General features: G+C 68.1%; 25 protein-coding genes. 5 read left to right on the forward strand and 20 right to left on the reverse strand.

The features are described from left to right. Positions 1 to 59: 59 nt before the first annotated feature. The 7 genes from lepA to rpmI all read right to left on the reverse strand — a co-directional run bounded on the left by lepA (position 60) and on the right by rpmI (position 9097). On the reverse strand, positions 60 to 1865 hold the full coding sequence (gene lepA, locus ACQY4O_RS18785) for a translation elongation factor 4 (protein ID WP_428377974.1): 1806 nt from the start codon (positions 1863 to 1865) through the stop codon (positions 60 to 62). Positions 1866 to 1925: 60 nt separating this feature from the next. Further along, positions 1926 to 2696: an SDR family oxidoreductase gene (locus ACQY4O_RS18790; protein WP_428378246.1), complete on the reverse strand. Its 771-nt coding sequence runs from the start codon at positions 2694 to 2696 to the stop codon at positions 1926 to 1928. 48 nt (positions 2697 to 2744) lie between these two features. Further along, positions 2745 to 4811, reverse strand: a complete 2067-nt coding sequence (locus tag ACQY4O_RS18795) for a DNA/RNA helicase domain-containing protein (RefSeq protein WP_428377975.1) — start codon at positions 4809 to 4811, stop codon at positions 2745 to 2747. A 47-nt stretch (positions 4812 to 4858) separates the two neighbouring features. Further along, entirely contained in the window at positions 4859 to 7375 is a 2517-nt protein-coding gene (gene pheT, locus ACQY4O_RS18800; protein ID WP_428377976.1) for a phenylalanine--tRNA ligase subunit beta, read from the reverse strand. 3 nt (positions 7376 to 7378) lie between these two features. Then, the gene (gene pheS, locus ACQY4O_RS18805; protein ID WP_428377977.1) at positions 7379 to 8446 is read right to left on the reverse strand and encodes a phenylalanine--tRNA ligase subunit alpha; all 1068 of its coding nucleotides are present in this window, start codon (positions 8444 to 8446) and stop codon (positions 7379 to 7381) included. 76 nt (positions 8447 to 8522) lie between these two features. Next, on the reverse strand, positions 8523 to 8879 hold the full coding sequence (rplT, locus tag ACQY4O_RS18810) for a 50S ribosomal protein L20 (RefSeq protein ID WP_428377978.1): 357 nt from the start codon (positions 8877 to 8879) through the stop codon (positions 8523 to 8525). 14 nt (positions 8880 to 8893) lie between these two features. Continuing rightward, positions 8894 to 9097: a 50S ribosomal protein L35 gene (gene rpmI, locus ACQY4O_RS18815; protein WP_114729229.1), complete on the reverse strand. Its 204-nt coding sequence runs from the start codon at positions 9095 to 9097 to the stop codon at positions 8894 to 8896. Between the two features lie 273 nt (positions 9098 to 9370). On the opposite strand from rpmI, the gene ACQY4O_RS18820 reads away from it, so the two are divergent. From ACQY4O_RS18820 to ACQY4O_RS18835, 4 genes are read left to right on the forward strand one after another with little or no spacing between them, the layout of a single operon-like run. Beyond that, entirely contained in the window at positions 9371 to 10381 is a 1011-nt protein-coding gene (locus ACQY4O_RS18820) for a sulfate ABC transporter substrate-binding protein (protein ID WP_428377979.1), read from the forward strand. After that, positions 10378 to 11295: a sulfate ABC transporter permease subunit CysT gene (gene cysT, locus ACQY4O_RS18825; RefSeq protein ID WP_428377980.1), complete on the forward strand. Its 918-nt coding sequence runs from the start codon at positions 10378 to 10380 to the stop codon at positions 11293 to 11295. Before ACQY4O_RS18820 ends, cysT begins: the two co-directional genes overlap by 4 nt. After that, positions 11292 to 12134 carry a sulfate ABC transporter permease gene (locus tag ACQY4O_RS18830; protein WP_428377981.1) on the forward strand — a complete coding sequence of 281 codons (843 nt, stop codon included), beginning with the start codon at positions 11292 to 11294 and terminating at the stop codon, positions 12132 to 12134. The genes cysT and ACQY4O_RS18830 overlap by 4 nt, the downstream gene beginning before the upstream one ends. Beyond that, positions 12131 to 13189: a sulfate/molybdate ABC transporter ATP-binding protein gene (locus ACQY4O_RS18835; protein WP_428377982.1), complete on the forward strand. Its 1059-nt coding sequence runs from the start codon at positions 12131 to 12133 to the stop codon at positions 13187 to 13189. The genes ACQY4O_RS18830 and ACQY4O_RS18835 overlap by 4 nt, the downstream gene beginning before the upstream one ends. A gap of 3 nt (positions 13190 to 13192) precedes the next feature. Here ACQY4O_RS18835 and ACQY4O_RS18840 read toward each other — a convergent pair whose 3' ends face one another. From ACQY4O_RS18840 to ACQY4O_RS18900, 13 genes are all read right to left on the reverse strand, one after another. Beyond that, the gene (locus tag ACQY4O_RS18840) at positions 13193 to 14374 is read right to left on the reverse strand and encodes a pilus assembly protein TadG-related protein (protein WP_428377983.1); all 1182 of its coding nucleotides are present in this window, start codon (positions 14372 to 14374) and stop codon (positions 13193 to 13195) included. Positions 14375 to 14381: 7 nt separating this feature from the next. Then, positions 14382 to 14948, reverse strand: coding sequence for a TadE/TadG family type IV pilus assembly protein (locus ACQY4O_RS18845; protein ID WP_428377984.1), 567 nt, complete (start codon positions 14946 to 14948; stop codon positions 14382 to 14384). Then, positions 14945 to 15439 (reverse strand): TadE/TadG family type IV pilus assembly protein, encoded by a 495-nt coding sequence (locus ACQY4O_RS18850; protein ID WP_428377985.1) that lies wholly within the window; start codon positions 15437 to 15439, stop codon positions 14945 to 14947. Before ACQY4O_RS18850 ends, ACQY4O_RS18845 begins: the two co-directional genes overlap by 4 nt. 208 nt (positions 15440 to 15647) lie before the next feature. After that, complete coding sequence (locus tag ACQY4O_RS18855; protein WP_428377986.1) at positions 15648 to 16415, reverse strand: tetratricopeptide repeat protein; 768 nt, start codon at positions 16413 to 16415, stop codon at positions 15648 to 15650. A gap of 4 nt (positions 16416 to 16419) precedes the next feature. After that, positions 16420 to 17358, reverse strand: coding sequence for a type II secretion system F family protein (locus tag ACQY4O_RS18860; RefSeq protein WP_428377987.1), 939 nt, complete (start codon positions 17356 to 17358; stop codon positions 16420 to 16422). Further along, positions 17355 to 18317, reverse strand: a complete 963-nt coding sequence (locus ACQY4O_RS18865; protein WP_428377988.1) for a type II secretion system F family protein — start codon at positions 18315 to 18317, stop codon at positions 17355 to 17357. The genes ACQY4O_RS18860 and ACQY4O_RS18865 overlap by 4 nt, the downstream gene beginning before the upstream one ends. Continuing rightward, positions 18314 to 19939, reverse strand: coding sequence for a CpaF family protein (locus tag ACQY4O_RS18870; protein ID WP_428377989.1), 1626 nt, complete (start codon positions 19937 to 19939; stop codon positions 18314 to 18316). The genes ACQY4O_RS18865 and ACQY4O_RS18870 overlap by 4 nt, the downstream gene beginning before the upstream one ends. Beyond that, a complete protein-coding gene (locus ACQY4O_RS18875; RefSeq protein WP_428377990.1) occupies positions 19936 to 21201 on the reverse strand; it encodes an AAA family ATPase in 1266 nt (421 codons plus the stop codon). Before ACQY4O_RS18875 ends, ACQY4O_RS18870 begins: the two co-directional genes overlap by 4 nt. Continuing rightward, positions 21198 to 21461: a hypothetical protein gene (locus tag ACQY4O_RS18880; RefSeq protein ID WP_428377991.1), complete on the reverse strand. Its 264-nt coding sequence runs from the start codon at positions 21459 to 21461 to the stop codon at positions 21198 to 21200. The genes ACQY4O_RS18875 and ACQY4O_RS18880 overlap by 4 nt, the downstream gene beginning before the upstream one ends. Further along, a complete protein-coding gene (locus tag ACQY4O_RS18885; protein WP_428377992.1) occupies positions 21458 to 22891 on the reverse strand; it encodes a type II and III secretion system protein family protein in 1434 nt (477 codons plus the stop codon). Before ACQY4O_RS18885 ends, ACQY4O_RS18880 begins: the two co-directional genes overlap by 4 nt. Next, positions 22891 to 23829 (reverse strand): Flp pilus assembly protein CpaB, encoded by a 939-nt coding sequence (gene cpaB, locus ACQY4O_RS18890; RefSeq protein ID WP_428377993.1) that lies wholly within the window; start codon positions 23827 to 23829, stop codon positions 22891 to 22893. Before cpaB ends, ACQY4O_RS18885 begins: the two co-directional genes overlap by 1 nt. 3 nt (positions 23830 to 23832) lie before the next feature. After that, a complete protein-coding gene (locus tag ACQY4O_RS18895) occupies positions 23833 to 24333 on the reverse strand; it encodes a prepilin peptidase (RefSeq protein ID WP_428377994.1) in 501 nt (166 codons plus the stop codon). Positions 24334 to 24420: 87 nt separating this feature from the next. Then, a complete protein-coding gene (locus tag ACQY4O_RS18900) occupies positions 24421 to 24606 on the reverse strand; it encodes a Flp family type IVb pilin (protein ID WP_428377995.1) in 186 nt (61 codons plus the stop codon). Between the two features lie 442 nt (positions 24607 to 25048). On the opposite strand from ACQY4O_RS18900, the gene ACQY4O_RS18905 reads away from it, so the two are divergent. Further along, the gene (locus tag ACQY4O_RS18905; RefSeq protein WP_428377996.1) at positions 25049 to 26140 is read left to right on the forward strand and encodes a glycosyltransferase family 87 protein; all 1092 of its coding nucleotides are present in this window, start codon (positions 25049 to 25051) and stop codon (positions 26138 to 26140) included. Positions 26141 to 26143: the final 3 nt, after the last annotated feature.

The following is a 26143-nucleotide window of genomic DNA, read 5'->3' on the forward strand; positions in this document are numbered from 1 at the left end:
GCAGCCGCCGCGCCGCATTCAAGCCTGTCGGCACCGGTTCGATGATCCCGCTCAGGCTCTCAGGCGTCCATCTTCAGGGCGGCGAGGAAGGCGGTCTGCGGGATCTCGACCTTGCCGAACTGACGCATGCGCTTCTTGCCCTCCTTCTGCTTGTCGAGCAGCTTGCGCTTGCGGCTGATGTCGCCGCCATAGCACTTGGCGGTCACGTCCTTGCTCAGCGCGCCGATGGTCTCGCGCGCGATCACCCGGCCGCCGATCGCCGCCTGGATCGCGATCTTGAACAGCTGGCGCGGGATCAGCTCCTTGAGCTTGCCGCAGATCGAGCGGCCACGGTTCTCGGCGGCGCTGCGATGCGCGATGAACGACAGCGCGTCCACCGGCTCCTGGTTGACCAGGATCGAGATGCGCACCAGGTCGCTCTCCTCGTAGCCGTCCATCGCGTAGTCGAAGCTGGCATAGCCGCGGCTGACCGACTTCAGCCGGTCGTAGAAGTCGAACACCACCTCGTTCAGCGGCAGCCGGTACACCGCCATCGCCCGGGTGCCGACATAGGTGAGGTCGACCTGCCGCCCGCGTCGGTCGTTGCACAGCGTCAGCACCGGCCCGAGATACTCGTCCGGCACCATGATGGTGGCGCGGATCCAGGGCTCCTCGATGCTCGCAATCAGGCTGCCGTCCGGCATGTCGGCCGGGTTGTGCAGCTCCTCCTCGGCGCCGTTGGTGCGGTGGATGCGATAGACCACGGACGGCGCGGTGGCGATCAGGTCGAGCGCGAACTCGCGGTTCAGACGCTCCTGGATGATCTCCAGGTGCAGCAGCCCGAGGAAGCCGCAGCGATAGCCGAAGCCGAGCGCCGCCGAGGTTTCGGCCTCGAAATGGAAGCTGGCATCGTTGAGCCGCAGCTTGCCGAGGCTCTCGCGCAGCTTCTCGAAATCGTCGGCATCGATCGGGAACAGGCCGCACCAGACCACCGGGATCGACGGCTTGAAGCCGGGCAGCGCCGAGCTTGCGGGGCGGCGGTCGTCGGTGATGGTGTCGCCGATATTGCAGTCGGCGACGGTCTTGATGGCGGCATTGATGTAGCCGATCTCGCCCGGCCCGAGATCCTCCAGCGGCCGCATCGCCGGGCTGAACACGCCGACCTGCTCGACCGTGTGGGTGGCGCCGTTCGACATCATGCGTATTTTCGAGTGCCGCTTCAGGCGGCCGTTCTTGACCCGCACCAGGATGATCACGCCGAGATAGGCGTCGTACCAGCTATCCACCAGCAGCGCCTGCAGGGGGGCCTCGGCATCGCCGGTCGGCGCCGGCAGCCGGGTCACCAGCGCCTCCAGCACGCCGATGATGTTCAGCCCGGTCTTGGCCGAGATCTCGATGGCGTCGTCGGCCGGGATGCCGACCACCTCCTCGATCTGCTGGCGCACCTGCTCGGGCTCGGCCGCCGGCAGGTCGATCTTGTTCAGCACCGGGACGATCTCGTGGTGCGCGTCGATCGCCTGGTACACGTTGGCCAGCGTCTGCGCCTCGACCCCCTGGGAGGCGTCCACCACCAGCAGCGAGCCCTCGCAGGCGGCCAGCGACCGGCTCACCTCGTAGGCGAAATCGACATGGCCGGGCGTGTCCATCAGGTTCAGCACGTAGGTCTTGCCGTCCTTGGCCGGGTAGCTGAGCCGGACCGTCTGCGCCTTGATGGTGATGCCGCGCTCGCGCTCGATATCCATGTTGTCGAGGACCTGGTTGGTCATCTCGCGTTCGGTCAGGCCGCCGCAGGTCTGGATCAGCCGGTCCGCGAGCGTGGACTTGCCGTGGTCGATATGGGCGATGATCGAGAAGTTGCGTATCAGCGAGAGCGGCGTGTCGGTCATGCCGCAGGTTCTAGCCGCTTGTCGGCACAAAGTCAGCCGTGCCGGCCGGGCGAGGGCGCCTCAGCTTCCCGCGGCCACGGTGAAGGCGCCCTGGATGCCGCCGTTGATCGGGAAGCTCGCCGCCGTCACGAACCCGGCATCGTCGCTGGCGAGATAGGCGACGGTGGCCGCGAGTTCCTGCACGGTCCCGAACCGTCCCATCGGCATGTGGACGAAGCGACGAGCGGCCTCGTCGGGTCCGATGCGCTCGAAGGTCTGCCTGAGCTGCGGCGTCTCGATCGGCCCGAGGGCGAGGCTGTTCACGCGGACGCCGCTGCGGGCGAGATGCACGCCGAGGTCGCGGGAGAGCTGTTGCACCCCGGCCTTGGCAACATTGAACGCCATCTGGGCCGACGCGGCGCCCATGCCGGCCAGGAACGAGGCGGTGTTGATGACCGAGCCCTTGGCGGGATCGTTCTGCAGCATGCAGGCAATGCCGTGCTTGCAGCTGAGCCAGGTCGTGGTGAGGTTGGCGGCGAGGATGGCATTCCAGGTCTCGACACTGCTCGTGAGCGCGGAGTGGTCCGCGGGGTCGACCAGGCCGGCATTGTTGTAGATGACGTCGACCCGCTTCAGCTGCCGATTGATGCGTCCGTGGGCGGCCCGGACCTGCTCCTCGTCGGCGAGGTCCGCCTGCAGCGCGAGCGTGCCGACGGCATGCTGTTTGCGGTCGATGCCGACGACAATTCCGCCTTCCGCGGCGAAACGCCGCGCGACACCTTCACCCAAGGCGCCGACTGCGCCGGCCGCGACGCAGACCCGACCTTGCAGCCGCCCGTTCTGTCTCGCCATCACCCACCCTCGCTCTCCCTATCGCGGTAGTGTAGTGCCGCGGCTGCATCAGGCCAGGAGCAGCTGCGGCAGTGGCGCGTCTTGGAGCGGCATCATCGGTCCGGGAGGTGCAAGGTCGAGCACACCACAAAGCCGCAGGAAGGCGGCAATTCCGTCAAGAACTGCCGGATCACGGGTCCGGTCGGCACGATCCCCCTCCGGCACCCAGATGATGGTCTGGTAGCGGGCACGGGTCAGCAATACCCGGTAGGTGTTGAGGCGGTAGGCGATCTTCTGCGCGTCGCGACGGACCTGCCAGTCGGTGCCGGAGAACGACCGCACCCGCCAGGCGCTCGCGCCCGGCATCCGGATCAGGTCGGCGTCCCAGCACAGACCGACATGGTCCAGTTCCAGCCCCTGCACCGAGAACTGCGTCGCCACCTGCTCCAGCGCGTCGGAGGCGCGCACGTCGGACGGGAAGCGATCGAGAAACCAGCGGGCGACGGCATCGGCGTCCATGTGCGGCAGTTCGGCGCCCAGCCCTTCGGCGCGCAGGCGACGCGCGCTGGCGCTGCAGATCAGTCCGGCGCGATGGGTTGGTTCCACAACGCCCCGGCAGCACGCGCGCAGTCCGGCGCGCAGCATTTCCAGGCTGCGGGTCAGGCGGAACGGCACCTCGCCCTCGCGCGCGATGATCGCATGGGCCGCTTCGGCGTCGCCGCGCAGCACCGCATCCACCCATTCGGGTGCCGCGTTGTGGCGTAGCGAGCGGACCGGCACGTTCAGATGCAGTGCAGGCTCTACCGCGAGCCCGGGTAGTTCCGGCAGCCGGTTGCGCGGCTCGCTGGCCGTCAGAGTTGTGGGCGCCGCAACCACCTGCCACTCCGGCCGCGTGCGCAGCGCGTCACCCCACTCCGCCAGGCCGCCCTCGCCGTCATGGATCTCCTGGCCGTTGCCGATCAGGCAGATCATGGCGGCAAAGCCAGCGTGGCACGCCATGATGTCGAGCAGATGCGCGGGCTCGGACAGGGTCATCCGCACGGGGCGGTCGCGGGTCTTGCCGACCGCCTGCGCCGCATCCCAGCAGCGCTGCGCCTCGTCGATCACGACAACCCGCTCGGCCGGCACCTCGCCGGTACGGACATGCAGGTCACGGAACGCCGGCAACGCCTGGATCACGCCCTTGATCCGGTGCACCGCCGGCGCGCGTTTCTCGCCCTGCCTGACCGCGTCGCGCACCAGCGCCTCGCGCAGCACATGCACGAGCGTCGGATTGCCGGTCAGGAAGGCGGCGCCGATCCCGGTCTCTGTCGTGAAGGCGGCGTTGAGGCCGCACAGGGTCTTGCCGGCGCCCGGGATGCCGGTGACGAACAGGATGATCTTGCGCCGGGTCTCGCGGGCGCCTGCCATCAGGGCGGCGATGCGGTCGGTGGTCAGGGTCAGGTTGGTGGCGTCAGCCCTGGCGCTGAGAATTTCCGTCACGTCCTGGCGCGAGAACAGGATGCGCGCGGCATCGATCACATTCGGCACCGGCCGATAGGGAGCCCCTTCCCAACCGGACAGGTCCACCGGGCGCGGCCGATCCCGCAGGAACCGTGCGAGATCCTGCAACAGTTGCGGCAGGCTGGCGGGATCTGCATCGAGCACGTCACCTGAACCAGCGAACGCGAACGGCAGCATCTGCGGGCCCGCGACCGCCTCGGTGGCGATCAGGACCGGCAGGATCGGATGGCGACGTGATCCGGCGTGGAAATCCTGAAGGTCGAGCGCGTAGTCCGCCACCTGCCTGCGATCGTCTTCCAGGAACGCGTTGGCCCCGACCTTGAACTCGAGGACGAAGATGCCGCCCGGCGCCAGCAGCACCGCATCGATGCGCCGGCGAAAGCGGGGGATCTCGAACTCCAGCAGCAGCCGCCAGGCCCGGCTCTGCGGCAGCGCCAGGAACGTCGCGCGCAGGATCGCGATCTGACGCGCCCAGGCGCGAAGCTGCGTCGCCTCGTTGACCCGATGATGGCGCGTTGCCGCATGCGCCAGACGCCCCAGCAGATCAGAGGGTGTCGCTGCCAGAAAGGCTGCAACGCTGTCCGACCACCAGGCGCTGGAGGCTACCGGCTCGCTCGCAGAAATCGCGTTCATCGACGCCCATCCTAGCGTCGAGACTCCTTACGAACCAATAACGAAATCTACCCGCGCAGCACCCCGCCGGTCGCCTTGCCGACCGCGGCCACGACCTTGGCGCACACCGCCTCGATCTGGGCGTCGGTCAGGCTGCGCTCGCGCGGCTGCAGCACGACCTCGATGGCCAGCGACTTCTGTCCCTGCGGCACCGTCTCGCCCTCGTACACGTCGAACAGGCTGACCTTGGTGATCAGCGTGCGCTCGGCGCCGCGTGCCGCCCGCAGCATCGCCTCGGCGGTCACTTCCGTGCCCACCAGGAACGCGAAATCCCGTGTCAGCGGCTGGAACGACGGCAGGTCGGGTGCCGCGCGACGGCGCCGCTTGGGATCTGGCACGGCATCGAGGAACAGCTCGAACCCGGCTGCCGGGCCGTCCAGCGCAAGCTTCTGCAGCACGCCCGGATGCAGGTCGCCGAAATGCGCCAGCACCAGCTTCGGTCCTTGCCGCAGGGTGCCGGACCGACCCGGATGGTAGTGCGCCGGCGCGTCGGCGGCCACACCCAGCGCGTCCATCGGCACCCCGAGGCTCTCGAGCACGGCCAGCGCATCCGCCTTGGCATCCCACAGGGTGGCAGGCGTGGCACCCACGCCCGGACGACGCGGCGCGTGGCCGGTGCGCAGGCCGCTGGCGATCAACGATTGACTGCTTCCCGGGCCCATCTCGGCAAAACCCGGACCGATCTCGAACAGCCCCAGCGCATCCACGCCGCGCGCGGCATTGCGATGCGCCGCCAGCACCAGGCTCGCCAGCGGCGTCGGGCGCAGCTGGTCGAGATCGGCGGCGATCGGGTTGAGCAGCCGCAGGCTGTCCGGGATGGCGCCGAACTGCTCGGCCTCGTCACGCGAGATGAAGGAGAACCCGACACACTCGGCGAGGCCCCGCGCCGCCAGCATGCGGCGCGCCGCCGCGGTGCGCGCCTGCCGCGGGGTCAGTGAGGCCAACGGCACGGCGCCCCGCGCGACCAGCCCAGGTGGCGGCAGCGTCACCGCCGGCACCGCATCCAGGCCGCGCAGACGCAGCACCTCCTCGATCAGGTCGCACTCCGCCTCGATCGATGACACCGCGTCGGCGCCGAGCCGTCGCGCCGGATCGAGGCCGGGTGCGGCATCCAGCACCGAGGGCATCGCGATATCGTTGCGCCAGGACGGCACGTCGAGCAGCACGCTGGCTTCGTCGCGCTCGCGCACCGCAAAGCCCAGCGCCTCAAGCGAGGCCACCGCTGCGTCGGGCGCAACCTCCAGGCCGCCGAGCCCGGCGATGCGCTCGAACCGCAGCCGCGCCTCGCGCTGCCAGACGGGGGGCTCGCCGGCCACCACCACGTCACTCGCCTCGCCGCCGCAGAGCTCCAGGATCATCCGGGTCGCGGCCTCCAGGCCGGCGACCGGCAGCGCCGGATCGATGCCGCGCTCGAAGCGCTGGCGTGCATCCGAGCTGATCGCATGCCGGCGTCCGGACAGCGCCACCCGGACCGGATCGAACAGGGCGCACTCGATGAAGACGCTGGTGGTGCTGTCCGAGACGCCGGCCGCCTCGCCGCCCATCAGGCCCGCGAACGACTGCACCCCGGCATCGTCGGCGATCACGCAATCCTCCGGGTCGGCGATGTAGTCGCGGCCGTCCAGCGCCCGCAATGTCTCGCCGCCGCCGCGGCAGAGCACCAGCTCCGGGCCGGCCAGCCGGTCGGCGTCGAACACGTGCAGCGGCCGGCCGAGGTCGAAGGTGAAGAAATTGGTGATGTCGACCAGCGCCGAGATCGGGCGCAGGCCGATCGCGAGCAGCCGCTCGCGCAGCCAGTCCGGGCTCGGGCCGTTGCGCAGGGCGCGCACGGTGCGGCCGAGCACATACGGACAGGCCTGCGGAAAATCGATGCGCCAGGTGATCGGCGAGGCGAAGCGGCCTTCCACCGTCTCCGCCAGCCACGGGCGCAGGCGGCCCAGCCCGGCCGCCGCCAGGTCGCGCGCCACGCCGCGCACGGCCAGCGCGTCGCCGCGGTTCGGCGTGATGGCGATCTCGATCACCGGGTCGTCCAGGCCGGCAAAGTTCGCGTAGCTCTGGCCCGGGGTGGTGTTGTCGGGCAGCTCGGCGATGCCGTCATGCTCCTCGCCGAGGCCCAGCTCGCGCAGCGAGCACAGCATGCCCTGGCTCTCGACGCCGCGTATCGAGCCGACCTTCAGGGTGGCGCCGGTGGCGGGAATGACGCTGCCCGGCGGCGCGAAGATCACCGACAGCCCGGCGCGCGCGTTCGGCGCGCCGCACACCACCTGCACCAGGTCGCGGCCCTCCGGCCCGATGCCGCCTGCACTGGTATCGCGGCCGATATCGACCCGGCAGATGCGCAGCCGGTCCGCGTTCGGATGCTGGTCGGCGGCGACGATGCGCGCGGTGCGGAACGGCGCCAGGGCCGCGCCGCGATCGGTGACGCCCTCGACCTCGAGCCCGATACGGTTCAGCGCCGCCAGGATCTCGAGCGGCGGTGCCTCGGTGTCGAGATGGTCGCGCAGCCAGGACAGGGTGAACTTCATCGCCTACAGCCCCTCGTGCAGCAGGGCGGGCAGCAGGGGCGACGAGCCGTAATGCCGCAGCCAGCGTATGTCGCTCTCGTAGAAGGAGCGCAGGTCGGGAATGCCGTTCCTCAGCATGGTCAGCCGCTCGATGCCCATGCCGAAGGCGAAGCCGGTGAACGCGCGCGGGTCGATGCCGCAATTGGCCAGCACGCGCGGATGCACCATGCCGCTGCCGAGCACCTCCAGCCAGTCAGCACCGCCGCCGATCTCGCCGGAGCGGCGGTCCCAGCCGATATCCACCTCCATCGACGGCTCGGTGAACGGGAAATACGACGCGCGGAACCGCACCGGCAGCGTCGGCTGGTCGAAATAGGCGCGCAGGAACTCGATCACGCAGCCCTTCAGGTGGCCGAGCGTGATGCCGCGATCCACCACCAGGCCTTCGCACTGGTGGAACATCGGCGAGTGGGTGGCGTCGTGGTCGGCGCGATAGGTGCGGCCCGGCACGATCACCCGGATCGGCGGCGCCTCGCCCAGCATGGTGCGTATCTGCACCGGCGAGGTCTGGGTGCGCAGCAGGCGCGTCGCTTCACCCTCGGGAGTGGGCAGATAGAACGTGTCGTGGTCGGTGCGCGCCGGATGGTGCGACGGCGTGTTCAGCGCCGAGAAATTATGCCAGTCGGTCTCGATGTCGGGGCCTTCCGCGAGCCGGAAGCCCATCGCGCCGAAGATCGCCACCATCTCCTCGATGGTGCGGCTGATCGGATGGATCGAGCCCATGCCGGAAGCGGACACCGGCAGGGTGACGTCGACCCGCTCGCGGGCCAGGCGTGCGTTCAGCGCCGCGGCTTCGAGGCTGCGGCCACGGGTCTCGATCGCCAGGGTCAACTCGTCGCGCAGCCGGTTGAGCGCCGCCCCGCGGGCGCGTCGCGCCTCCGGCGCCGCCCGCCCGAGCTCCCTGAGCAGCCCGGTCAGCCGGCCCGACTTGCCGAGTGTCGCGACGCGCACCGCATCCCACGCCCGCATGTCGGAGGCGCTCGCCAGCGCGGTCAGCGTCTCCTGCCGCAGGGCGTCCAGATCATCCGACATGCGAACCGGCTCCTAACGCAAACGGGCCGTCCTTCGCAGGACGGCCCGTCAAAGACAAGGTGTGACGGCAGGGCTCTCAGGCCAGGGCGCCCTGCACCTTCTGCACGATCTCGGCGAACGCCGCACTGTCATCGAAGGCGATCGAGGCCAGCACCTTGCGGTCGATCTCGATGCCGGCCTTGTGCAGGCCGTTGATGAACACGCTGTAGGTCATGCCGTGCTCGCGGACGGCGGCGTTGATGCGCTGGATCCACAGGCCGCGGAACTCGCGCTTCTTGTTGCGGCGGTCGCGATAGGCGTACTGCAGCGACTTCTCGAGCCGCTCGAGCGCGATCCGGTAGTTGGTCGACGACCGGCCGACGAAGCCCTTCGACTGGGCGAGAACCTTCTTGTGACGGGCGTGGGTGGTGACGCCCCGCTTGACGCGTGCCATGGCTCAGATGCTCCTCATGCCAGCCCGTACGGGGCCCACTGCTTCACCGTCTTGCCGTCCATCTCGGTCAGCGTCTGGGAGCCGCGGTTGGTCCGCTTCATCTTCTGCGAGCGGTTGATCAGGCCGTGGCGCTTGTTGCCGGGGCCGGCGAGCACCTTGCCGGTCGCGGTGATCTTGAACCGCTTCTTGACCGACGACTTGGTCTTCATCTTGGGCATTTGCATCTCCTTGTGGAATGCTGCCTCGTGCTGCCGCGATGACAGACGATGCCGGCCGGACTGATATGGGACAGACCGGCAGGGCAGCCGTCGCGGCCGGGCATGCCCATTCCAGGCCCGGACGCGCGATCAGGGGCGGGTGTATAGACGGGAGCGGCCGCCTGGACAAGAGCGTGCCGCATCCCCGGGCCAATTTGACCAACCAAAGCAAAACGTGGAAGTTCTGACATGGCGGAGAAATAATACGGCAATCTTCGTGAATTGGGAGAAGCCATGGTCCAGCGCCGTTCCTGGGTCCTTGCCGCGGCCCTGCTCGCCGGCTTGCTGGGCGGCGCGCCTGTCCGGGCCGCGGACCTGTCGCTGCTGAACGTCAGCTACGACCCGACACGCGAGCTGTACAAGGACGTGAACCAGGCCTTCGCTGCGCAATGGAAGGCGAAGTCCGGCCAGACGCTCGACATCAGGACCTCGCATGGCGGCTCCGGGGCGCAGGCCCGCGCGGTGATGGACGGGCTGCAGGCGGATGTGGTGACGCTCGGGCTGGCCTGGGACATCGACGTGCTGACGCAGCGCAGGCTGCTGGCCGCCGACTGGGAGCGCCGCCTGCCGAACCATTCGGTCCCCTACACCAGCACCGTGGTGTTCCTGGTCCGCCACGGCAACCCGAAGCATCTCGATGGCTGGGCCGACCTGATACGCGGCGATGTCGAGGTGATCACCCCGAACCCGAAGACCAGCAGCGGCGGGCGCTGGAGCTATCTCGCGGCCTATAGCTGGGCGCTGCATCAGCCGGGGGCGACCGAGGCCAGCGCCGAGGCCTATCTGGGCCAGCTGTACAAGCATGTCCCGGTGCTCGATACCGGCGCGCGCGGCGCCACCAACAGCTTCGTGCAGCGCGGCGAGGGCGACGTGCTGCTGGCCTGGGAGGACGAGGCGCTGCTGGCCGAGCGCGATGTCGGCGACGGCCAGTTCGACATCGTCTATCCGGCGAGCAGCATCAAGGCGGAGCCGCCGGTCGCCTGGGTCGACAGCGTCACCGACAAGAAACATACCGGCCCGGTGGCGCAGGCCTATCTGCGATACCTGTTCAGCCACCAGGGCCAGGAGCTGGCGGCGAAGCACCATTACCGGCCGATCGATCCGACGGTGCTGGCCGAGCACAGGGCCGACTTCCCGTCGATCCGCGTCTATGACGTGGCCTCGCTCGGCGGCTGGCCGGCGGTGCAGGCGAAGCACTTCGCCGATGGCGGCGTGTTCGACAAGATCTACTCGGCCGGTCAATGACCCTGGCCAGCCTCCCTGCGAACGGCCTGGCGATCGAGCCGGCGCGGCCACTGCGTGTTCCACCGGCGGGACCCGGCAAGGGGCACGGGCCCACCGTGATCCCCGGCTTCGGGCTGTCGCTCGGCATCACCCTGGCCTGGGTCTCCTTGCTCGTCCTGCTGCCGCTGGCGGCGCTGGCGGCGCGGCCCTGGGAGCACGGCGTCGGCTGGCTGTGGCACTCGCTGACCCAGGCCCGGGCGCTGGCGGCACTGCGGCTGTCGTTCGGCACCGCCTTCCGGGCCGCCGGGATCTGCACCCTGGCCGGGCTGCTGCTGGCCTGGGCGATCGCTCGCGTGCGGCCGCCCGGCTGGCGCCTGCTGGACGCGATGATCGACCTGCCGTTCGCGCTCCCCACCGCGGTCGCCGGCATCACCCTGGCGACCCTCTATGGCCGGCATGGCTGGATCGGCGCGCCGCTGGCAGCCCTCGGGATCAGGGTCGCCTATACCCAGGCCGGCATCATGATCGCGCTGGTGTTCGTCGGCCTGCCGTTCGTGGTGCGCAGCACGCTGCCGGTGCTGCACGACCTGCCGCGCGAACTCGAGGAGGCGGCGCAGACGCTCGGCGCCCGGCCCGGCCAGATCGCGCTGCGGGTGCTGCTGCCGGCGATCCTGCCGGCGCTGCTGACCGGCTTCGGGCTGGCGTTCGCGCGCGGCGTCGGCGAGTACGGCAGCGTCATCTTCATCGCCGGCAACCGGCCGCTGGTCTCCGAGATCGCGCCGCTGCTGATCGTGATCCGGCTGCAGCAGTTCGACTATGCCGGCGCGGCCGCGATCGGGCTGGTGATGCTGCTCGGGGCGGCGCTGATCCTGGTGGCGCTCGGCATCCTGCGCGCGTGGCTGCCGGCGCTCGGCGGCGGCAGGCAGACCCTGTGAGCGCGCAAATCCGCGCGACACGATGGCTGCTGGGCTCGGCCGCCTGGATCGTGGCCGCCTTGGTGCTGATCCTGCCGCTGGTCTCCCTGTTCAGCGAGGCCCTGCGGCATGGCGTGGGCGACGCGGTCGCGAGCCTGGACGATCCGGACATCCTGTCCGCGATCAGGCTGAGCCTACTGGTGGTGGTGCTCTGCGTGCCGCTCAACACCGTCTGCGGCATCTTCGCCGCCTACGTCCTGACCCGGTACGAGTTCACCGGCCGCGGCCTGATCCTGGTGCTGATCGAGCTGCCGCTGTCGGTCTCGCCGGTGGTGGCCGGCCTGGTCTGGGTGCTGCTGTTCGGCGGACGCGGCTGGTTCGGGCCGATGCTCTCGCACAACCACATCCAGATCACCTTCGCGCTGCCGGGCATCCTGCTCGCCACCCTGTTCGTGACGTTCCCGTTCGTGGTCCGCACCATCATGCCGGTGCTCGACGCGCGCGGCCGTGCGAACGAGGAGGCGGCGACCATGCTGGGGGCCGGCTTCTGGGCGATTTTCCTGCGTGTCACGCTGCCCGGCATCGGCTGGGCGCTGCTGTCCGGCGTGCTGCTGTGCGCGGCGCGCGCACTCGGCGAGTTCGGCGCCGTCTCTGTGGTGTCGGGCCATATCCCCGGGGTGACCGAGACCGTGCCGCTGCGCATCGAGACGCTCTACAACGACTACCAGAGTGTCGCCGCATTCTCGCTCGCCGCCCTGCTGGCGCTGGCCTCGGGTCTGGCCGTGGGCGTCCGCGGCATGCTGGAATGGCAGCACAAGGTCACCGGCGAGGCCGACCCGCCCCAGGGCAGGATGGCATGAAGGACTTCGTGTTGCAGAGCAGTGGCGTCGAACTGGCGGGAATCAGCTGCCTGTTCGGCCAGACGCCGGCGATCCGCGAGATCGATCTGTCGGTGGCGCAGGGCGAGTTCCTGGCCCTCGTCGGCCCGTCCGGCGCCGGCAAGACCACCTTGCTGCGCGTCATCGCCGGCCTGGAGCCGGGCTATACCGGGCGGCTCTCGATCGGCACCCGGGACGTGACGCGCGTGCCGGCGCGCGAGCGCAATATCGGCTTCGTGTTCCAGAGCTACGCGCTGTTCGGCCATATGAGCGTGAAGGAGAACGTGGCGTTCGGGCTGCGGGTGCGGCCGTGGCGACGCCGCCCGGATCGCCGCACCATCGGCCTGCGTGTGCGCGAGCTGCTCGAACTGGTGCAGGTGGCGCATCTCGCGGATCGTCGTCCGGGACAGCTCTCCGGCGGCCAGCGCCAGCGCGTGGCGCTGGCGCGCGCGCTGGCGATCGAGCCCGAGCTGCTGCTGCTAGACGAGCCGTTCGGGGCGCTGGATCCGCTGGTGCGCAAGGACATACGCAGCTGGCTGCGCGGGCTGCATGACCGGCTCGGCCTGACCAGCATCCTGGTGACGCACGACCAGGGCGAGGCGATCGAGGTCGCCGACCGCATCGCCCTGCTGCGCGACGGCGCGCTGGAGCAGGTCGGCACGCCGGAACAGCTCGACCGGCATCCGGTGAACGCCTTCGTGCACCAGTTCCTCGGCGAGAGCATCCGCTTCGAGGCGACGGTCATGGGCGGCCGCGCGGTGCCGCTCGGGCTGGAGGCGTCGTCGCTGCCTTCGGCGCTGCCGGACGGGCCGGCGCTGGTGTCGATCCGGCCGTACGAGATCGGGCTGCGCGGCGGCAACGGCCCCGGAACGATTCTGCTGGCGCGCCGTATCGGCGCCTTCACCCGCTACGAGATCGACATCTCCGGCCGGGTGATCGAGGCGCTGGCGCCGGCGATCGACGTGCCACTCAGCCCCGGCGCACGCTGCGTGATCGATTTGTCGCGGGCGCATGTTTTCAGCGGGGCAACGAACTGAATCTTAATTAGTGAGGATAACAGCTTTCGGCTGCCCGAGAATACTCGTGCCCGTCGTATTGGGCTGACAGCTCACCGTATAATTGGCGTCATTATAGTTGAAGTCGTCGGAACCTCCGCCCATATCGTTCCATCTGAATGCGGTCGGGTTGTTGTAGAGCTGTAGGCACGTTTGCACAGCAGTCGCCTGCGTCGAGCACACGCCGTTTATGAGAAGGTTGTTGTTCATCAGCCCGGCGCCGGTCTGCGTCACACAAGGGTGCGTTATGCACGAGGTCGTGTCCGTCGAGTAGGAATTAACGGCCGTCGATGCGAAGGTCGGGTTGGTGGAACCGATCGGCGTCGGGTTACATGTGGCGCGGCCGTAACGCGGGTAGCTGTATGAGCCCGTGTTATACGTCGGCTGGTTCGGGTAGCCGAAGGCCGGATCCTGGCTGGGTGCCGCCAAGCTCGAGAGAAAGATGTGGGTACTACCCTGCGCGGCGCCATAGCCGTTCGTGCCATAGGGTGTTTTGCCGCCATTGGTGTTGTAGAGCGCAAACCCGACTTGGTCATTTGGACCCACCGCGATCGCCTTCGGGTTCGCGTTGTCATACTCATAGTTTGGGTCGACCGCAGAACTATTGGTAAACAATAGGGTGTAGCTTGAGAGCGATGTTGGATAGCCCCCGCCTGGGGGCACCACATAGAAATAGATGCTGTCGCCGTCATAGGCGGTTGATGTGAAACCGCCGGTCTTGCTCACCTTGATGGCGTAGCCGGGACCCATCGCGGTCGCAGTGACAGCAACCTGCATGTTCGGCTCGAAAATTCCCATCAGGGTCGTGCCAAGTTGTGCCGTGGCACTGACCGTCACCGTGATGCTGTTCGGCACCTGGACCGTTGGTCCGCTTACCGTGTTGCTGTTGGCGATCGTCGCAACGCTCCTGTTGAAATAGCTGGTGGCGAGCGTGATGGCGCCGCTGGTAGAGGTGGTCTGGTTCAGGTTGCTGGCGCCGGCCAGTGCGGCATCGTCGACGATGCTCTGCAGCGACGCCTTGAGAAGTGACTCTCGCGAATAGTCGACAGCCACACCGGCGCCGGCGATCAACGGTGTCAGCATGAGTGCCACCAGAACCGCCACTGCGCCTTGACGTGAGTTTCTTAACGAGCGGATGTATTGCGGCATGGTCTTGATCATCTGCATACGCTGATCAGCAACTGCCGACCGGCGCGGTTGTCGGGGAGGAGACGCCTGCGATGGTCGAGATGTTGCGAGGTCGGCCATAGGCCACATGCGACAGCGCGTAGCTGGACGGCAAGATGTAATGTGTGATGGCGCTGTAGCTGTAGCTCGCCTGCACCAGGATCACGCTGTCACTGCCGAGGCCGAGACCCTTCGCCAGCCCGCAGGCGGTGGCGACTGACATGGCGGATGCGCCGCCCTCGGTGATCTGCCAGGCCAGCGACGCGTTGCCGCTCGCGTCAAAGATGACACTCGCCACCGTCACAGCAAGGTTGGTCGTGCCGACGAAGGGCGCCATCACCAGCTCGCCACCCTGGTAGGCATTGGTCACGCTGACCACGGTCGCCGGGTTCTGTCCGGCGACGATGTTCTCGATCGCCTGGCTCGCAAAGTCGAGCTTGTTGGAGACCCGGATCAACTGCGTCACCTCGACAACACCGAAGAACATGATCAGCATCAGCGGCGCCACCAGCGCGAGTTCGAGCGCCGCTACCCCCCGCCGGTCGTCGGCTAGTCTGGCCGCGACCCTCATCATGAGAACGGTTCGTTCTGGAAGGCCTGGGTGGACATCAAGGTCCAGCCGGCACCGGCGATGCTCTGTATCCAGGGAAACATGTACGGGCGGCTATAGACCACCTCGACGGTCACATATTGGCCGCCGGTCCCAGGACCGAAGACTGCCGCGGACACTGGGGCTGTAGCGCTGGTGGCGACTACGCTCGGCGGGAACCCGACCGCGCTGGCCTGGACGTTGAACTGCAATTTCGTGCAGTCGAAGAACGATGTCACGTCGCTGCACAACTTGGCCTGGAAGGCGGAGGCGGTGGTGATGTTACCGATCAGGATCTGCCGCGACGCGTCCCGTGTCGCGTTGTCGAGCACCGACTGCGCGAACAGCATGAGCCCGTCCTCGATGATCGCGAAGATCAGCAGCAGCATCACCGGGCCGGCGATCGCGAACTCCAGCGCCGTGCTGCCTCGACGACAGCCGCGTAGCCGGTCCAGGGCACTAAGAGCCTGTTTCAAAACGCCTGATGCTGGATGAGAGCGGCCCGCAGAGCAGCGCTCGCTGCTCTGCCTCACTCCCAAGGAGAGCATGATGCATGCATCATGCTCGGGGTCGCGCCCGGCGTGACGTTTCGAGCACCGAAGCGGAGCGGCCCGATTGGCCGTGAGCATCGGAGCGCAGAAACGGCGCGTCGGATCGCCAGCAGCAGGCGTTTTCAAGCAGGCTCTAAGTGGCATGGTCGAGCAGTTGCGGCGTCAACGGCCGGTCGCGCAGCGCCTGGTAGGCGGTGATGGCGGCGCGCGCCTGGTCGGGCGACATCTGCGTCAGCAGCACGCGCTGGGCCTCGTCAGTACGCCCGTCCATCACCAGCGCCACCGCGAGATCCTGCCGTACCCGCGCGGACGCATCGGGTTCGGCGGCGATCGGCTGCAGGATCTGCACCGCCGCGGTGGCGTCGTTGCTCATCGCCAGCGACAGGCCGAGATCGACTCTCGCCGCCGTCACCTCGCCGCCCTGCGCCAGCACCAGCCGGTAGTCGGTCTGCGCCTCGGTGTGCTGTCCGAGCAGGTCGAGCGCGATGCCGCGGTCGGTGAGCGCGGCGCGGTTGCGCGGATCGATCGCCAGCAGCCGGTCGAGCCGCCGCAGCGCCTGCTCGGGGTCCTCGGCAAGCGCCGTACGGCACTGGCCCAGCATCGCCGGGATCGAGTTCGGCGCGATCTCGAGCGCCTTAGCGTAGCTGGCACTGGCGCGGCCGCCATCGCCGAGCGCGTAGTACGCATCGCCCTGCCGCAGCAGGGCGGCGACGTCGCGCGGATGCTGCGCCAGGACCGCCTGGCTGACATGCAGCGCCAGTTGCGGTGAGCCGCCGGCCAGCGCGCTGTCGGCGAGGCCCAGACTGATGGTCGCCGGCTGATGGCTGTCGGACGTGCAGGCGGCGAGGGCGAGCAGCCCGAGCAGGGAGACGAGCAGAGGGACGGTCGAGCGGCTATGCATGCGGTCAGTGCCTGAACTTCTGGATGACCTGGACCGCGATCGGGCCGGCCACGATGAGAAACACGCAGGGCAGGATGAACAGGATCATCGGCACGGTCAGCAGCACCGGCAGCCGGGCGGCCTTTTCCTCGTAGCGCGTCAGCGTCTCCTGGCGCAGTTCGGTGGCCAGCGTGCGCAGTGCCACGCTCAGCGGCGTGCCGTACTGGATCGTCTGCACCAGCGTGCCGCCGAGCCGCCTGAGGCTGACCAGTCCGGTGCGCGCCCCCATGTTGGTCAGCGCCACGCGGCTGTCCGAGATCATGTTCAGTTCACCCGAGGTGATGGAGAGCTCTTCGGCAAGTTTCGGATGCGCATGGACGATCTCGATGCCGACCCGGCGGATCGCGGCTTCCAGCGCGAGGCCCGCCTCGGCGCAAATGATCATCATGTCGAGCGCGTCGGCAAGGCCGCGTTCGACCGCCTTGAGATATTTCTGCCGCATGTTGCGGATCACATAGTCCGGCGACAGCAGGCCGATCACCGCGGCGGCGCCGACTGCCCCGATATGCAGGATCGGCCGCATATGGACGTGGCCCAGCAGCACGAAGGCGATGACCGGCAGGATCACCACCAGCAGCATCTTGGAGCCGACGAACAAGCCGAGCCCGCTGCCGCCGCGGAAGCCCCCCGCCTGCAGCGTCTGCTCCAGTTCGGTGAGCGTTCGTTTCGAGAGCAGGCCGGTGCGCACGACGGCGAAACCGAGGCTGGCCACGCTGGCGACCAGCGGCGGCGCCTTGGCCCGCGTGACGCCGGTGTCCGCCACGATGCCGTCGGTCTGCCGGACCGCCAGCAGACGCTGCTTCAGGCGCTTGCGCCGGCGCAGCAGCGTCATGATCGGGATGGCGCAGAGCGGGACCAGGAACAGCGTCATGCCGCCGATGCCGATCAGCAGGGTCGGGTTCATGACAGGCTCTTCTGGATCATCAGGCGCATGACGAACATGCCGCCGCCGAGCAGGATCAGCGTCAGCCCGAGGATCATGTGCCCGGCATGGCTGTCGATCAGCATGTCGGCGTAGCTGGGATTGATGAACAGCAGGGCGATGAACAGCAGCACCGGCAGCGCGCTCAGCACATTGGCGCTGGTGCGCGCTTCCGCCGCCAGCGCGTAGCCGCGGGCCCGAGCGGCCACGCGCTTGCGTATCACGTCGGCGAGGTTGTCCAGCGTCTCGCTCAGGTTGCCGCCGGTCTGGCCCTGCAGGGTCAGCGCGGTGGCGAAGAAACGATATTCCGGCAGACCGTTGCGCTCGGCCATGCTGCGCAACGCCTCGTCGAGCGGCAGCCCGATCGCCATCTGGTCGGCGAGGCGGCCGAACTCGCCGGCGGTGGGCGCCTCGTTCTCGCGCGCGACCGCGCGCACCGCCTCGCTGATCGGAATGCCGACCCGCACCGCGCGCACGATCATCGCGAGCGCGTCGGGGAACTGCTTGAACAGCGTCAGCGCCCGGCGCTGGTGGAAGCGGCCGAACAGCATGCGGCTGAACACGACGCACAGCACCGGGACACCCAGCAGCGCGATCCATCCCAGGATGACCTGGAGCATCCAGCCGACGAGGCAACCCGCGATCGCGGCGACCCCGATCATGATCGGCGGGCGCGCCGGATAGAGGTCGAGCCGCGTCGCATTGAAGCCGAAGGTGCGCGCATAGCGGGCGGCCATCGTCGGCTTCGGCGCCTGGGTGGAAATCCGCGCGGTCGACGCGGCACCCGGGTCGTCGCGTCGGCGCCTGGCATAGGGGTCGAGCGCCTTGGAGAAACGTCGCCGCAGCCTGCGCTGGCGCTCGCGCAGCTGGTTGAGCAGGAACGCGCCGATGCCGACGACCGACAGCAGCAGGAACGCCAGCGGCAGCAGGAACGCGTTCATTGCGCAGCGGAATCGCCCAGGGCCGTGATCCAGGCCCGGTCGAGCCCGAAATAGGCCAGGCGCTGCTGGCAGTGCGGGCGGCTCAGGCTGGTCTTGTAGCGGCCGATCAGCTTGCCGTTCTGGTCCTCGCCGATCAACTCGAGCTGGAACACGTCGTTGAGGATGACGACGTCGCCCTCCATGCCGCAGACCTCGGTGACCTGCGTCACCCGGCGGCCGCCGTCGCGCTGGCGCTCGACCTGCACGATGAGGTCGACGGCGCTGGCGATCTGCTGGCGTATGGCGCGCGACGGCAGGCCGGTATTGCCCATCTGCACCATGTTCTCGATGCGGGTGAGCGCGTCGCGCGTGGTGTTGGCGTGCACGGTCGACATCGAGCCGTCATGGCCGGTGTTCATCGCCTGCAGCATGTCGAACGCCTCGCCCGACCGCACCTCGCCGATGATCACCCGGTCGGGGCGCATGCGCAGCGCGTTGCGCACGAGGTCGCGCTGGGTGATCTCGCCGCGTCCTTCCAGGCTGGCGGGTCGGGTTTCCAGACGCACGACATGCGGCTGCTGGAGCTGCAGCTCGGCCGCGTCCTCGATCGTCACCACGCGCTCGCCGACATCGATCATGCGCGAGATCGCGTTCATCATCGTGGTCTTGCCGGAGCCGGTGCCGCCGGAGATCACGATGTTGAGGCGCGCGCGCCCGGCGATCTCCAGCACGCGCGCGACCGGCGCGGTCAGCGCGCCGTAGCCGATCAGGCGCGGGAAATCGATCGCCTTCTTGCTGAATTTCCGGATCGAGATGTAGGGGCCGTCGAGTGCTAGCGGCTGCAGCACGATGTTGACGCGCGAGCCGTCCTTGAGGCGCGCATCCACCGTCGGGCTGCTCTCGTCGACGCGCCGGCCGACGCCCGATGCGATGCGCTGGCAGATGTTGGTGACGTGCGCGGCGTCGCGGAAATGCACGTCGGTCAGCACGACCTTGCCGTTGCGCTCGATGAACACCTTGTCGGGGCCGTTCACCATGATGTCGGCGATGGTGTCGTCGGCGAGCAGCGGCTGCAGCGGACCCAGCCCGAGCATGTCGTCGATCAGCTCCTCGGCGAGCTTGCGCTGCTCGCGGCCGTTGAGCTGCAGCCGGTGCGAGGTGGCGATCTCGGAGACCAGGCGCTCCATCTCGGAGGCGAGCCGGTGCTGCGGGATCTTGGCGACAGCCGCCGGATCGACCCGGCCTAGGCACAGCGTGCGCAGCTCGCGCAACGCCGCGGTCGGCGAGGGGGCGCCAGAAGACCCGCCAGAAGACCCGCCAGACGAGCCGCCGGACGGCGCCTGCTTCAGCGGCGCCTGGGTCAGCGGCGGCGAGGCGGCCGGCTCCGGCGCAGCGGCGTCGGCAACGCTCGCCGGCACGGTCTCGGCAGTGCCCGGGAGGATGCCGGCCGGGATGGCGGGGGGTGCGGTGGGAATGGGCGGCGGCGCGCGGGCCGGCTCCGGTGCAAGGCCCGCCCCGACATCCTCCGCCGGGTTCGCTGGGTCGGCGGCCGCCGGGGCCGGGACGCCGGGCTCCGGCTCGGGGTCATGGACGCGCGGCAGGCCGGCCGCGCGCCGGCCGAAGCTGCGTGCAGCGAGGCTCATGCCGCGCGCCCGAACAGGCGCAGCCGCGGCAGCACGCTCTGCTTGCTCTCGGCGTGCGCGCGGGCCTTCGGACCGTCGAGCAGGCGCTCGAACGCCGCCTGGCGGGCCAGTTCCAGGATGCCGGCGCGGAACCCGCCTTTCATCGCGGCCGCCGGCTCGCCCAGGGTGGCGGCGGCCGAGATCTGCTTGGGCAGGTCGGCGATCACCACGTCGGGCGCCATCTTCAGGGCGTCCTCGACCTGGCGCCGGCTCAGGCCGCCGTTCTGGCCCAGGCGGTTCAGCACGATGATCGCGCGGCGGGACTGGCTTGGGCTGTTCGGCAGCGACAGCAGGCGCAGCGTGTCGCGGATCGAGCTCAGGTTCGGTTCCATCACCAGGACGCGCTGGTGCGCCAGCGCCATCAGGTCGCGGTACAGCGGCGACGGCCGGAACGGGACGTCGGCGACGACAAAGCCGTAGCGCCGCTGCAGCAGCTGCGTCAGGCGCGTCGCGGCACCCGGCGAGTAGTTCAGGTCGTCGGTCATGCGGCAGGCGCCGGCGAGCACATGCAGGCGTTCGGCTTGCGGCGAGTTCTCGATCGGCTGCGCTGCGCGTTCGACGAACAGCTCGTCGAGCCGGTCGGGGTTCTCCAGCGCCGTGCGCAGGCCGCCGGTCGCCTTGCTGTTGAGCAGCATGGCCATGTTGCCCATGTGCAGGTCGGGATCGAGCAGCGCGGTATGACGCCGCATGTCGACCGCAAAATGCCAGGCGAGATGCACCGCGATGGTGGTGGCGCCGGTGCCGCCGCGCACGCCGGTCACGGTGACCATGCGGCCGCCCTGGATGATCTCGTGGCTGGCGGTCTGGCCGGCCATCAGCGGCGCGAAATGCCGCGACACCATGTCGCGGGTGAGCGGCTTCGGCAGATACTCGGCGCTGCCCAGGCCGCGCGTCACCTGCCGGTAGAAATCGACATCGCGCGGGTCGCCGGTGACCAGCACCTGGACTTCGGGTTCGATGATGTCCGCCAGCGCCGCGAGCGCGGTCAGCGGATGCGGCTCGCCCGACACGTCGATGATCAGCATGCGCGGTGTTGCGATCTTGCGCAGGGCGGCGACGGCGCCCTTCACGCCGCCGCGTCGCACGTCGAGCGTCATGCCCGCCACCTCGGCGAGACCCTCGCGCAGCGCCGTCTCGGTCTCGCCGTCGGTCACGAAGGCGATCATCGAGGCGCGGTCGTGGCGCGTCGGTTCCGACGGGCCGGGAGTTCCGGCGCCGCTCACGAGCCGCCTCCGGCGAGGCTGGAGGTCGGATCGACGGTCAGCTTCTTGGCCTTGTCCTGCTGCAGCCGGTCGACGGCGGCGGCATCCAGCGTTCCATTCGAGCCGGGATCGCCGTGGCCCATGACGACGTCGGTCTTGTTGGTCGCCTCGGTCTTGAGGTTGGCGTCATTCACACCGGTGGCCTGCCAGGTTCCCGGACGCTGGTACGGGTCGCCGCAGGCAGCCAGCAGCAGCGGGAGAGCCAGGATCAAGCGGGTCATTGCACAACAAATCCTGCATCGCCGGGAACCGTGACGTCCGAGCTGCCGCCATGCTGGCGCAGCAGCAGCACCCGCTCGATATCGTTTGGCGCCTTGTAGTGGTTGTCGGTGTTCTGCAGCGCGTCGGGATCGTTCACCGAGCCCACGATGTACGGCGTCACGATGATCACCAGCTCGGTCTGGTTGTGCGTGTAGCTGTCGGAGCGGAACAGCGCGCCGAGCACCGGCACCTCGCCCAGGCCGGGGAGCGCGTTGTTCGCCTGCGTCGTGTTGTCCTGCAGCAGCCCGGCGATGGCGAAGCTCTGGCCCGAGCCGAGCTCGATCGTGGTCTCGGCGCGACGGATGGTCAGCGCCGGGATCTGCAGGCTTCCGGAGCCCTGGCTGAGGGTCACGGCGCCGTCCGCCGCCGTGGTGGCGAGCGCGCTGACCTCGGGCCGGACATGCAGGCTGATGCGTCCGGAACTGAGCACCGTCGGCACGAAGGACAGCGACACGCCGTATTGCTGGTAGGTGATGGAGATCGCGTTGCTCGACGAGCCGCCCTGCGCCACGGGAACCGGATATTCGCCGCCGACGAGGAAACTCGCACTCTCGCCGCTGCGCGCGGTGAGGTTCGGCTCGGCCAGCACGCGCACCAGGTTGTCCTGCGACAGCGCCTCGAGCACGGTGTCGACCGTGATCCCCTTGTTGACGAAGGCGCTGGTAACGGTGGCGGCGACGCCGTTGGCGGTGGCAAAGCCGATCGCATACTTGCCGAGCTGGCCCATCGCCTGCCAGTCGACGCCGAGCTGGCGGGTGACCTGGCGATCCATCTCGGTGATGCGCACCTTCAGGCCGACGGTCACCGAGCCGGCGACGTTGATCTGGTTGGTGACGGTCTGGCCGGTAGGGATATAGCTGCGCACGATATCCAGGGCTTCCTGCGCATCGGCGGCGGAGGCGACGTCACCATTGATGGTGATACCGCCCGGTGTCGTCGTCAGGGTGATGTGGGAGTCCGGCAACGCCCGGGCGATCGCCTGGCCGGCGCTCGCCGCGCCGTAGGTGCCGGGCCGCACGGTGATCTCGTACTGGCCGACCGGATGGCCCGACGCGTCGAGTGCCGCGATCGTGGTGCGTCCGGGCATCAGGCCGAACACGAACAATGCCGAGGCACTCGCCGGCCGCACCTGCACGATCTTGGGGTCGGCCACGAAGACGTTGGCGGCGATGCCGGCAATCGGCATCACGCGGCCGGTGCCGGCCTCGATCGAGAAGGCGCGCTGCGCCGGCTGGCCGTCCTCGTCCGACGCCATCGGCACGTTCGAGCGGGATGCGGAGTCGTGTCCGGCCGGGGCCAGGTTGAACGGCTCGGCCGCCGCCGGGCGCAGCGCCAGCAGGCACAGGCCGGCAGCCAGGCTGCAGCGCATGGTTTCGCGGCCGAGGCGCATCAGAACTGGAAATCCTTTTCGCCGGTGCTGTCAAAGACGTGCACCGCGGTGATCGCTCCGTGCCCATCCGTCGGCGCGTTCAGGGTGTGCATGACGTCCCCGGCGCGGATCGGCGGCGGCGGTGGCGCCATCCCGCTTGCGATGTCGGCGCGCGCCAGCGTGATGCCGCCGGTGCCGGCCATGGTCTCCGCCGGCCGCACCGCGAGCGCAATCTTGCCGAGCTTCAGCGCCAGCACGAGATGCTCGGCGTCCAGCGGCGAGACCTCCAGCGTCAGGCCACCGGCGGTCGGCCCGGGAGCCGCCAGACCGACTTTCTTGTCCTTGTCCTTGTCCGCGGTTGCGCGCTGCACGAGCTGCTGGTCCACGGCCAGGACCCGGATATTCGACAGCACGGTTTCCGCGGACAAGCCGCGGGCCAGGGCAACCTTGCCGCCGGCGCCGCCGTCCTGCATCTGGGTCAGGATGAGATCGACCCGGTCGCCCGGAGAGAGCAGTGACGTGTCACCGTCGATCTCGGCGGAGCCGACCATGATCGCGCGCATTCCCGGTGCGAGGATGGCGGCGACAAATCCGTGCTCGCCGGGAAGAATGACGTCTGCCGAGGTGATCGTCTGGCCCGACGCCAGCGAATGTCGCACGAGGGCGCCGTTCAGCGCCGCCCGGTTGGCTTTCGTGTCCAGCTCGACGCTTGCGGCGAGGGTCGCCTTTTCCAGCGTCGCGGTCGAGATGTCTTCCGGTCGCAGGAAGCTGCCGCCCTGCAGGCTGGCGCCCGCGACCAGCACGGCAGCGGTGACGGGCGGCGGCGGGGCGGCATGCTGCACGCTTGCCACGACCGGCGGCGGCGGCGGTGGCGGCAGATGGGTGGCGCGCCAGGTCACGGCGCCGAAGCCCGCCAGTCCGATTGCCATCAGGGCGAACAGGGCAACACGCAGCAGCATCGATCAGCCCTCCAGCAGAACAAAAGCGGCGCCGGCGGCGATGGCAGACGCGTACGGCAGCGAGAAACCCCGCGAGATGCGGTACTGCTCGATCCGCAGCAGGCGCCAGAGCAGGACACGCGACCGACGGACCGACGGCTTCCCGACCAGGAGCCGCAGTCCGACATAGAGCAATCCAAGAATGCCGCCTGCGAGGGCGACTGAGAGTATCAGTCCGGGCACCAGGGGTGCCGGCACCAGCAAGGCAGCGGCCGCCAGCAATTTGACGTCACCGCCGCCCATCAGGCCAACGCGCCAGCAGATGGCGCCGGCAACGAAGACAGCCAGCGCTGCGCCATAGGGAGCAAGACCCGCCCCGGCTGTCGACTGCAGCAGGATGCCATCGAGAGCGATCAGAATGGACAGCTTGTTCGAAACCATTCGGGTCGCGACGTCACCAGCCGCTGCGACGAGCAGCAGCAAGACCGCAATGAAAACGGCAGCGTCGGCAATCATCGCGTGCATGGCCAGGTAGTCGTATCGATGTCCTCAGAGCCGACACCGATGAAACCAAGACAGTTCCATCGGCGGTCCCGGCTTTCGTTTTACGCGTCAGGCAGTAGTGATACTGCTGGCGACCTTGGTGAACACGGCGCTCATGTTGGTCCCGAGCGTTGTGACTGCACCGATGATGACGACGGCAATGAGGCCGGCGATAAGCGCATACTCGAGAGCGGTGACGGCACGCTCGTCCGGCTTCAGTTGCAGCCACGTCTTCAAATACTGGATCATGGTCATCTCTTCCTCATTTGGACGGTTCGCCGAAAGCCGGAAACAGAACGCGCCGAACCGCCAGCCGACATAACTATAAATTGTTCGTTAACCTCAAGGGAAAAACGTCTTGGTACCGGAACTTTGTAGAGCCTGCGGGGCCTAGATATTTAGAACGAGGCGGACGTCCCAAAATATATTCAAACCGAGGATTTTGAGCGCTCAGAAATAGCGAATAAATCTTGCTTGAAAAACTCGTGACTTAGCTCTAACGGGCAACATGGCAGGTCGCCTTCTCCTCCTTTAGCGGGCGCTGACCATGTTCAGATCCGGTCGTATCCGGTCCCGGAAACATACTTGCACGGTCACCTCAGCAAGCAGCCAATCGGTGCTGGTTTGGAAGCAGATGCGAAGCCCGTTCTCCCATTGGCCTGCCCGCGGTCCGCACGTCCGCTCGATCTGCATTTCCGTGCTTTTGCTGTTCAGCTTTGTTACGCCGGCAATGCTTTGGAAGGTCAAGCCGCCACACCGGGTCAATGACTTTTTCGCTTTCCACTCTTTCAGTGCCTTTGCCCGCCATTATCCGGCCGGCTCGATATATGACTATCGGTTGCTGCACAGCTTCCAGGGCCTGCCGCCCTGGAGCACTTTCCCGTATTTCTACCAGCCGTTGATGCTGCTCCTGGTCTCGCCGCTGGCGTACTTGCCCTACTCGATCGGGTATGTGATTTGGATGGCAGTTGGGCTGAGCGGCTGTCTGTTCGTCTTCTGCGTCATGGAAGGCAGTGCCGCAGCCATGATGGCGCTCCTTGTTGCGCCATCAACGCTCGTTGTTGCCATCAATGGGCAGAGCGGCCTGATTGCTACAGCCTTGCTGTTCGGCGGTTTCAGCCTCCTGGAGCGCCGCCCGGTACTGGCCGGTGTATTTTTCGGCATGCTTATCTACAAGCCGCAGCTCTTTGTCCTGGTGCCGGTGGCGCTGCTGGCCGGTGGCCGGTGGCGCACTATTGTCGTTGGGGGGGTCACCGCCATGCTGTTTATCCTCGCCAGCATCGTTTTGTTCGGGTTCTCTGTCTGGGCGAGCTGGTGGACTCATCTGCCGATGATCGGGGCTACGATCGTGGCCAAGGGTGTGGAATCCCGCTTCTGGATGGCAACGGTGACATCGAACCTGCTGGTGTTTGGGGTCGATCTGCACCGAGCGGCTTTGATACAGTCCGTGGCGTCACTGCTTGCCATCGTCGCCGTTACGTTTTGTGCCAGGCGTGGCAGTCCTATGCTCACGGCAGCAGCGGTCGCGGTTGGGACTTTCCTGACGACACCGTTCGCCTTCGACTATGATCTAGTCCTCGTCACCGGTGCGGTCCTCGTGCTGCTCAAAGAGCGCTGGCAGGAGGACCATGTCTTTACGTTTCTGGAGGTGGCGGTTCTTGTCGTCGCCTTCTTGATGCCGTGGTGCTTCATGTCACCGGTTTTGTTTCGCTTCAGCAGTGCGGTTGTCGCTGCCCTCTTGTGTCTGATCGTTTGTCGTGTGCAAGCGCTGTCTCGAATTGCCTCCTAGAGC

Source organism: Lichenicoccus sp., assembly GCF_965277665.1.
Lineage (GTDB): Bacteria > Pseudomonadota > Alphaproteobacteria > Acetobacterales > Acetobacteraceae > Lichenicoccus.

Bases quoted from the DNA above. Each gene is read 5' to 3' on its own strand.
- lepA (WP_428377974.1), bottom strand. From the start codon at position 1,865: ATGACCGACACGCCGCTCTCGCTGATACGCAACTTCTCGATCATCGCC.
- ACQY4O_RS18790 (WP_428378246.1), bottom strand. From the start codon at position 2,696: ATGGCGAGACAGAACGGGCGGCTGCAAGGTCGGGTCTGCGTCGCGGCC.
- ACQY4O_RS18795 (WP_428377975.1), bottom strand. From the start codon at position 4,811: ATGAACGCGATTTCTGCGAGCGAGCCGGTAGCCTCCAGCGCCTGGTGG.
- pheT (WP_428377976.1), bottom strand. From the start codon at position 7,375: ATGAAGTTCACCCTGTCCTGGCTGCGCGACCATCTCGACACCGAGGCA.
- pheS (WP_428377977.1), bottom strand. From the start codon at position 8,446: ATGTCGGATGATCTGGACGCCCTGCGGCAGGAGACGCTGACCGCGCTG.
- rplT (WP_428377978.1), bottom strand. From the start codon at position 8,879: ATGGCACGCGTCAAGCGGGGCGTCACCACCCACGCCCGTCACAAGAAG.
- rpmI (WP_114729229.1), bottom strand. From the start codon at position 9,097: ATGCCCAAGATGAAGACCAAGTCGTCGGTCAAGAAGCGGTTCAAGATC.
- ACQY4O_RS18820 (WP_428377979.1), top strand. From the start codon at position 9,371: ATGGTCCAGCGCCGTTCCTGGGTCCTTGCCGCGGCCCTGCTCGCCGGC.
- cysT (WP_428377980.1), top strand. From the start codon at position 10,378: ATGACCCTGGCCAGCCTCCCTGCGAACGGCCTGGCGATCGAGCCGGCG.
- ACQY4O_RS18835 (WP_428377982.1), top strand. From the start codon at position 12,131: ATGAAGGACTTCGTGTTGCAGAGCAGTGGCGTCGAACTGGCGGGAATC.
- ACQY4O_RS18840 (WP_428377983.1), bottom strand. From the start codon at position 14,374: ATGCAGATGATCAAGACCATGCCGCAATACATCCGCTCGTTAAGAAAC.
- ACQY4O_RS18845 (WP_428377984.1), bottom strand. From the start codon at position 14,948: ATGATGAGGGTCGCGGCCAGACTAGCCGACGACCGGCGGGGGGTAGCG.
- ACQY4O_RS18855 (WP_428377986.1), bottom strand. From the start codon at position 16,415: ATGCATAGCCGCTCGACCGTCCCTCTGCTCGTCTCCCTGCTCGGGCTG.
- ACQY4O_RS18860 (WP_428377987.1), bottom strand. From the start codon at position 17,358: ATGAACCCGACCCTGCTGATCGGCATCGGCGGCATGACGCTGTTCCTG.
- ACQY4O_RS18865 (WP_428377988.1), bottom strand. From the start codon at position 18,317: ATGAACGCGTTCCTGCTGCCGCTGGCGTTCCTGCTGCTGTCGGTCGTC.
- ACQY4O_RS18870 (WP_428377989.1), bottom strand. From the start codon at position 19,939: ATGAGCCTCGCTGCACGCAGCTTCGGCCGGCGCGCGGCCGGCCTGCCG.
- ACQY4O_RS18880 (WP_428377991.1), bottom strand. From the start codon at position 21,461: ATGACCCGCTTGATCCTGGCTCTCCCGCTGCTGCTGGCTGCCTGCGGC.
- ACQY4O_RS18885 (WP_428377992.1), bottom strand. From the start codon at position 22,891: ATGCGCCTCGGCCGCGAAACCATGCGCTGCAGCCTGGCTGCCGGCCTG.
- cpaB (WP_428377993.1), bottom strand. From the start codon at position 23,829: ATGCTGCTGCGTGTTGCCCTGTTCGCCCTGATGGCAATCGGACTGGCG.
- ACQY4O_RS18895 (WP_428377994.1), bottom strand. From the start codon at position 24,333: ATGCACGCGATGATTGCCGACGCTGCCGTTTTCATTGCGGTCTTGCTG.
- ACQY4O_RS18900 (WP_428377995.1), bottom strand. From the start codon at position 24,606: ATGACCATGATCCAGTATTTGAAGACGTGGCTGCAACTGAAGCCGGAC.